We start from the raw sequence: 5,987 nt of genomic DNA, 5'->3' as shown, positions 1-5,987 counted from the left end.
GGATTGTGATTCCGGCCGTCGTGGGTTCGAGTCCCATCGGTCACCCCAGTTTCCTTTTTGGGCACGTACAGGCAGTGGACACACGGGCCGTTAGCTCAGTTGGTAGAGCAGCTGACTCTTACGCAGTAGCACAATAACAAAGCCAATTAAAAACAACAAATTACAGGTCAAGCGTCTATCACTTTTTAACAAACCGTTATAAGTATTAGTGATATGTGAAAGCACCACCGCCACTAATTTGGACTGATCCAGAAGGTGGTACAAGGAGGAACGACCCTTGGTCCTGACTCCAATCCAGTTCTGTTCCTTCCAGGGCACAGCAGAATCCTTAGATAACAACACTCGGTCCGAGAGGGGGTAAAACTCCTCTTCGGGCAGACCTGTTATGGGGATGAAGTCGAGGCTGTAGTTCCCGGAGCAGACATTTACCGAGACAATTACCCAGGGAATCTCTCCTAGCCGCTCGACCACCTGATCTTCAGCGGAGCGATTAGCCTATTGATAATAATTGTTGATGGACCTTTACCGCGCTCCACTGTTGATAGCGGCCAAGTGTTTATAGAAAATTGTTTCAGGAAGGGGCGTTAATGCTGCCTATGCTCTTCGAGCCCTTTAACTTTTCTTTGCACACGGAATTCAGTCTTTCGGGATCCTTAATTTCAAAGCCCGCACCGAAGCAGTTTGTAGATGTGGCAGATCGCGGTGGCGACTCGGCGGCAATCGATAAAAGGCAGTTTGAAGAATCTGCAGAATGTCGCCATGGGCGACCAGGAGGCAGGTTTCACCGCTAAATCGTCGTTCGCAGTCGAGCACTACGGCACTGGCACGACCAAGCACTGAATGCACATTTTCGACATTGTGATGGCGGTGGTTGGGGTCACGCTGATCGGCGGCCCATATTTCCGGGTAACGATTATCCGTGCCAAGCTCGAGATCACCGAAGTGGCGCTCGCGCAGACGCGCATCGAATTCAACCGACTTGCGGCAATCGAGCTGCAGGTAGACGAGCTCGGCGGTTTCGCGGGCACGCTTGAAATCGGAACTGATGATCCGCGTAGATAAATCCAGTTTACTGTCGGCAATTCCGTCGTGAACCTGACGGCGTCCGGATTCGCTTAAGCCGTATTCGTACAATCCATTCTTCGGGTGACTGACGATCAGCCCCTCGCAGTTGGCGAGGCTTTGGCCGTGGCGCATCGCGTAGTAGCGATTCCGCAGGCTCCGTAACGCGCCAATATCGGCGGCTAACATGGGAAGCACTTACTAGCGTGGATGGACGTGGTATCGATCAAAACATCTGTACAGCACCGATACTGGTGTGTAATTTACGTTGTTTTATGGTATGTCGGTACAACGCATCTAGCAAATAATTTTCTTGAGACCGTGCCCATTGTGAGCTAATGTCAGATTCGTTACAACGCTTGTATGTAAACGTCGGCTTTGAAACAATTTTTACCACATATATAGAGCAAAACTTTAATTCACCACTGGAGGAAAAATTCATGTTCCGCTTTTTACCTACCCTATTGAAATTTATGATGGCGATAGCCGTGCTCAGTTTTTCGTTGAGCGCCAGCGCCGCGGAATGCCCACGCGGCACGCTGGACAAGCAGTTCTGTGACCGCGATGGCAATTTAACCGCAGACCTACCGACCGATCCATCAAAATGGGTCGATCCGGATTCACTGATATTTGCCTATACACCAGTTGAGGATCCAGCTGTCTACAAATCAGTCTGGGCTGGTTTTATTGATCACATGTCGAGCGTCACGGGCAAGAAAGTCATCTTTTTCTCGGTTCAGTCCAATGCGGCTCAATTGGAGGCCATGCGTTCGGGTCGCCTGCATGTAGCGGGCTTCAACACGGGCTCTAACCCAATTGCAGTGAGCTGCGCCGGATTCGTCCCGTTTGCGATGATGGCGTCATCCGATGGCTCATTCGGATACGAAATGGAAATCATTGTACCCGTCGACAGCCCGATTATGACACCCGCCGACATCAAGGGCCGTACACTGACATTCACATCTCCAACATCGAACTCGGGCAACAAAGCTCCTTCGGCATTATTGAAATCAGAATTTGGGTTGATCAAGGATGTCGACTTCAAAACCAATTTCTCGGGCAAACACGACAATTCAGTTCTCGGCATTGCCAATAACGATTACGAAGTTGCGCCTATCGCCAATTCGGTTATGCGCCGCATGGTCGACCGCAAAGTTGTTGACCCGAGCAAAATTCGCACCATCTATAAATCACAAACCTTCCCAACAACTGGTTTCGGACATGCCCATAATCTCGATCCGACTCTTTCGGCGAAGATTCGTCAAGCCTTCTTTACCTTCGAATGGGAAGGTTCGGCTCTGAAGGCAGAGTTCGAGAAATCGGGCGAAGGCAAATTTATCTCAATCGCTCACAAGTTTGATTGGGACGTTATCCGCAAAATCGATTCGGCCAACGGCATCAAATACACCTGTAAATAAAACCATCTCGGGCGGGGGCGTGCCACAGTTTCTGGCTCGCCTTCGCTTGAGAGTTCGGCCGTTTTAAAAACAAATCTTATTGGTTAAGCCATGCTGCGCCTACAAAATCTGACCAAACAATATAAAACCGGCGACCTTGCCCTAAAGAGCATCGATCTTGAAGTACCGGATGGTCAGGTCATGGCCCTGATTGGCCCGTCGGGCGCGGGCAAATCAACCCTGATCCGTTGTGTTAACCGCCTGGTGGAACCAACAACGGGTAGTGTTCGCTTAAATGAATCGGAAATATCCAGCCTGAGTCAATATCAACTCAGGAAAGCGCGCCGTCGCATGGGCATGATATTTCAGGAGTACGCCCTGGTCGAACGGCTTAGCGTGATGGAAAATGTGCTCTCCGGCCGTCTCGGGTATGTGTCCTTCTGGCCCAGTTACTTTCGGAAATTTCCACAAAACGATATTGACGAGGCGTTCCGACTACTCGAAAGAGTCGGCCTTGACCGCATGGCGGACAAACGAGCCGATGAATTGTCAGGTGGGCAACGTCAGCGGGTTGGTATTTGTCGGGCTCTAATTCAAGACCCTGAATTGCTGCTGATTGATGAACCAACCGCCTCGCTAGACCCCAAGACGTCACGTCAGATCATGCGGTTGATTTGTGAACTCTGCAAAGAACGCAAATTATCTGCAATCATTAATATTCACGATGTTTTGCTGGCTCAAATGTTCGCCGAACGCATTGTTGGTCTGCAATTAGGTGAAATTGTATACGATGGTCCACCTGGTAATCTCACAGCCGAAGTCCTGACGACGATATATGGCGAAGAGGATTGGGAAGCGACCATCGAAAAAGTCGATGATGAAGAATCGGATACAGTTCCAACGTCCGCAGTCAGAGCGAAATAAAGACAGTAGATATGTCCGCACCACGCACCTGGAAACGACCACCATTTATCGAACGTCCGTTGCTACGCTGGGGATTGATCACCGGTAGCACCCTTTTTCTAGCAATTTCAATCGGTACAATGGAAGTTAATTGGGAGCGGGTTGCCGCCGGCGTGCCACGCGCGGAGCGGTTTATCGGCTCCTTTTTCCCGCCCGATTTTACCAGCAAATCCACTGATATTTGGGAGGGAATCATTGAAAGTTTGTGGATGACCGTGGTCTCGACGGTTATCGGTATCCTGTTGTCCATTCCGGTAGGATTGGGAGCCGCACGCAACTTGTCACCGCGCTTCATATACCTGATTTCACGGGGAATTCTAGCTGTGTCACGGACATTTCCGGAAATTATTATCGCCTTGTTTGCGGTCAAGCTGTTCGGTTTTGGGCCGTTCGCCGGCATCATTGCATTATCCATTGGCAGTATTGGATTTTATGGAAAGCTGCTCGCTGAAGATATTGAGGACATGGATCCGGTGCAGGCGGAAGCCGTAAAAGCAACCGGGGCGTCATGGTTCCAATGGCTCAATTATTCGGTCCAACCGCAAGTTATGCCACGCATGATTGGGCTGGCCATGTACCGCTTCGACATCAATTTCAGGGAGTCAGCAGTGCTGGGCATTGTCGGTGCAGGTGGTATCGGGGCGACCCTGCTGACGTCATTTGATCGCTACGAATTTAGTTCATCAGCCGCCATCTTATTGATCATCATTGGTATTGTCATGGTTGTCGAATACTCGTCTGGTTACATTAGAAAGTGGGTTCAGTAATGCCCAGAAGACAACAGGGCGACAGCAAAATCTGGCAACGCAGGAGTCGTAATCGTCAACTTGCGATCTGGTTTGGGCAATTCGTTGGTGTCGCAATTTTTGTCTACTGCTGGCAATTGGTCTCGGAAAACACTATCTGGATGTTTGTCGCCGATGCTCCCCGTCAGGCAGTTGATATGATGGAGCGCATGGTTCCACCGAAGTGGAGTTATATGAATAGCCTGTGGCGGCCAGTATGGGACACCATTACCATTGCAACACTGGGAACCCTGATGGCAGTTGTTCTTGCCTTCCCCATCGCATTTCTTGCGGCACGCAACACAACTCCGTCCTCTGCGTTTGCCCGCCCCATTGCGCTATTCATCATCGTTGCGTCGCGCTCGATCAATTCTCTACTCTGGGCGTTGATGCTGGTTACTATTCTCGGGCCAGGCGTGTTTGCCGGTGTTTTGGCCATTGGATTCAGGTCGATAGGCTTTTGTGCCAAGTTGCTTTATGAAGCAATTGAAGAGATCGACGAGACGCAGGTCGAAGCGGTAACTGCCACGGGCGCCAGCGGCGCGCAAATTCTGAGCTATGGAATTGTTCCGCAAATCCTGCCCGCCTTTGCTGGCATTTCTGTTTTTCGCTGGGACATTAACATTCGCGAATCAGCCATTTTGGGCCTCGTCGGTGCTGGTGGAATTGGATTGCAACTCAGTTCGTCGATCGACACCGTAACCTGGACCCAGGTCTCGGTTATTCTGCTGGTGATACTCGCAACCGTGGTAGTCAGCGAATGGGTGTCCGCAAAGGTGCGCCACGCGATAATATAAGCCCGCACATTCCACCAACCTTCTACTGTGACGGGCTAATGCACTACAGTAAGCTGCACCAGCGTCAAGGATCCCTTTGGCTGTATCCAATGCGTTGATGGCTGACAGAGTCAGTGAAGGCGCGCTCAATGTGGCGCCGCTAACCGTGGTTAATGATGAGCCTGCCACGTTGCGTTCGAAGGTCAAACAATACGAAAAGAACATTGAAGGTTTTGAGGCCACTTGTGATGCCCGCGCGGTGAAAAGATTTTAGAAGGCTCGCGATGTTTCAACCTCACAACAGATACAGATGATGGATCAAATGATTAAGCATCGTGGGAACTTGCGAATGTCAATGGATGGAATCGTTGACCTGGCACTCAAGGAGGGCAATGAACACTGGTGTTCGATTGACTTCAGTAAGTTCGTAGCCCCCAAGATTGACAGGGATGAAGGGGCCGTCTACGACCTAAGTGAAGGAGTCGTCTAACTTGGACAATCGTATTGACCGTATTGCAAGGGCAGCGCACCCAATCTGCCACGTGGGTTAACTTCGATGCTCATTGCCCCTTCGACCTCTGCCTGACCTTTCCAAGACCTTGCCGGTGAGGGCATCAGTGCCCCCCACGTACCCACGGTAGCCTTGGTGAACCCGTGGGTTTTTTCGTTTCCCACTATTTATAGCGGAACAAGCGGCTAGCCGTTAGAATTGCCGACCGGTTTATAACGGCTTAACAGTCCATTGAGCTGTCGGATTGACAGCCAACCTGTGAGAGCGGGGCCGCCAATGCGGCGGGCTTATGGGAGTACCACTCCCATAACACTCCCACAGGGGTTAAGCGGATTAGGTGAGGAAGTAACAAAAAGACTGTATATATAGTGTTTGGGCCGTTAGCTCAGTTGGTAGAGCAGCTGACTCTTAATCAGCGGGTCGCAGGTTCGAACCCTGCACGGCCCACCATATATCAAGGAGAGCGGGGCTCCGCGGGTCTTAAGACCTGGGT

The 5,987-nt window shown here is 50.8% G+C and carries 6 protein-coding genes and 1 tRNA gene; 6 read left to right on the top strand and 1 reads right to left on the bottom strand.

The genetic code is table 11. From position 1 onward, the window contains the following. Window positions 1–636: 636 nt before the first annotated feature. Window positions 637–1,251, bottom strand: coding sequence for a histidine phosphatase family protein (locus HOM51_07610; GenBank protein ID MBT5034373.1), 615 nt, complete (start codon window positions 1,249–1,251; stop codon window positions 637–639). A 251-nt stretch (window positions 1,252–1,502) separates the two neighbouring features. On the opposite strand from HOM51_07610, the gene phnD reads away from it, so the two are divergent. The 6 genes from phnD (at window position 1,503) to HOM51_07580 (ending at window position 5,944) form a co-directional block, all read left to right on the top strand. Further along, window positions 1,503–2,480, top strand: a complete 978-nt coding sequence (gene phnD / locus HOM51_07605; protein MBT5034372.1) for a phosphate/phosphite/phosphonate ABC transporter substrate-binding protein — start codon at window positions 1,503–1,505, stop codon at window positions 2,478–2,480. Between the two features lie 90 nt (window positions 2,481–2,570). Beyond that, window positions 2,571–3,383 carry a phosphonate ABC transporter ATP-binding protein gene (phnC, locus tag HOM51_07600; GenBank protein ID MBT5034371.1) on the top strand — a complete coding sequence of 271 codons (813 nt, stop codon included), beginning with the start codon at window positions 2,571–2,573 and terminating at the stop codon, window positions 3,381–3,383. An 11-nt stretch (window positions 3,384–3,394) separates the two neighbouring features. Next, window positions 3,395–4,189 carry a phosphonate ABC transporter, permease protein PhnE gene (gene phnE, locus HOM51_07595; protein MBT5034370.1) on the top strand — a complete coding sequence of 265 codons (795 nt, stop codon included), beginning with the start codon at window positions 3,395–3,397 and terminating at the stop codon, window positions 4,187–4,189. Next, a complete protein-coding gene (gene phnE, locus HOM51_07590; GenBank protein ID MBT5034369.1) occupies window positions 4,189–5,004 on the top strand; it encodes a phosphonate ABC transporter, permease protein PhnE in 816 nt (271 codons plus the stop codon). The genes phnE (HOM51_07595) and phnE (HOM51_07590) overlap by 1 nt, the downstream gene beginning before the upstream one ends. A 76-nt stretch (window positions 5,005–5,080) precedes the next feature. Beyond that, window positions 5,081–5,257: a hypothetical protein gene (locus HOM51_07585; protein MBT5034368.1), complete on the top strand. Its 177-nt coding sequence runs from the start codon at window positions 5,081–5,083 to the stop codon at window positions 5,255–5,257. Window positions 5,258–5,868: 611 nt separating this feature from the next. Then, a tRNA-Lys gene (locus HOM51_07580) sits at window positions 5,869–5,944 on the top strand. Window positions 5,945–5,987: the final 43 nt, after the last annotated feature.

The organism is Rhodospirillaceae bacterium (assembly GCA_018660465.1).
Lineage (GTDB): Bacteria > Pseudomonadota > Alphaproteobacteria > Rhodospirillales > JABJKH01 > JABJKH01.
Note: the sequence above shows the minus strand (reverse complement) of the source record. Positions and strands in the feature narration are given on the sequence as shown.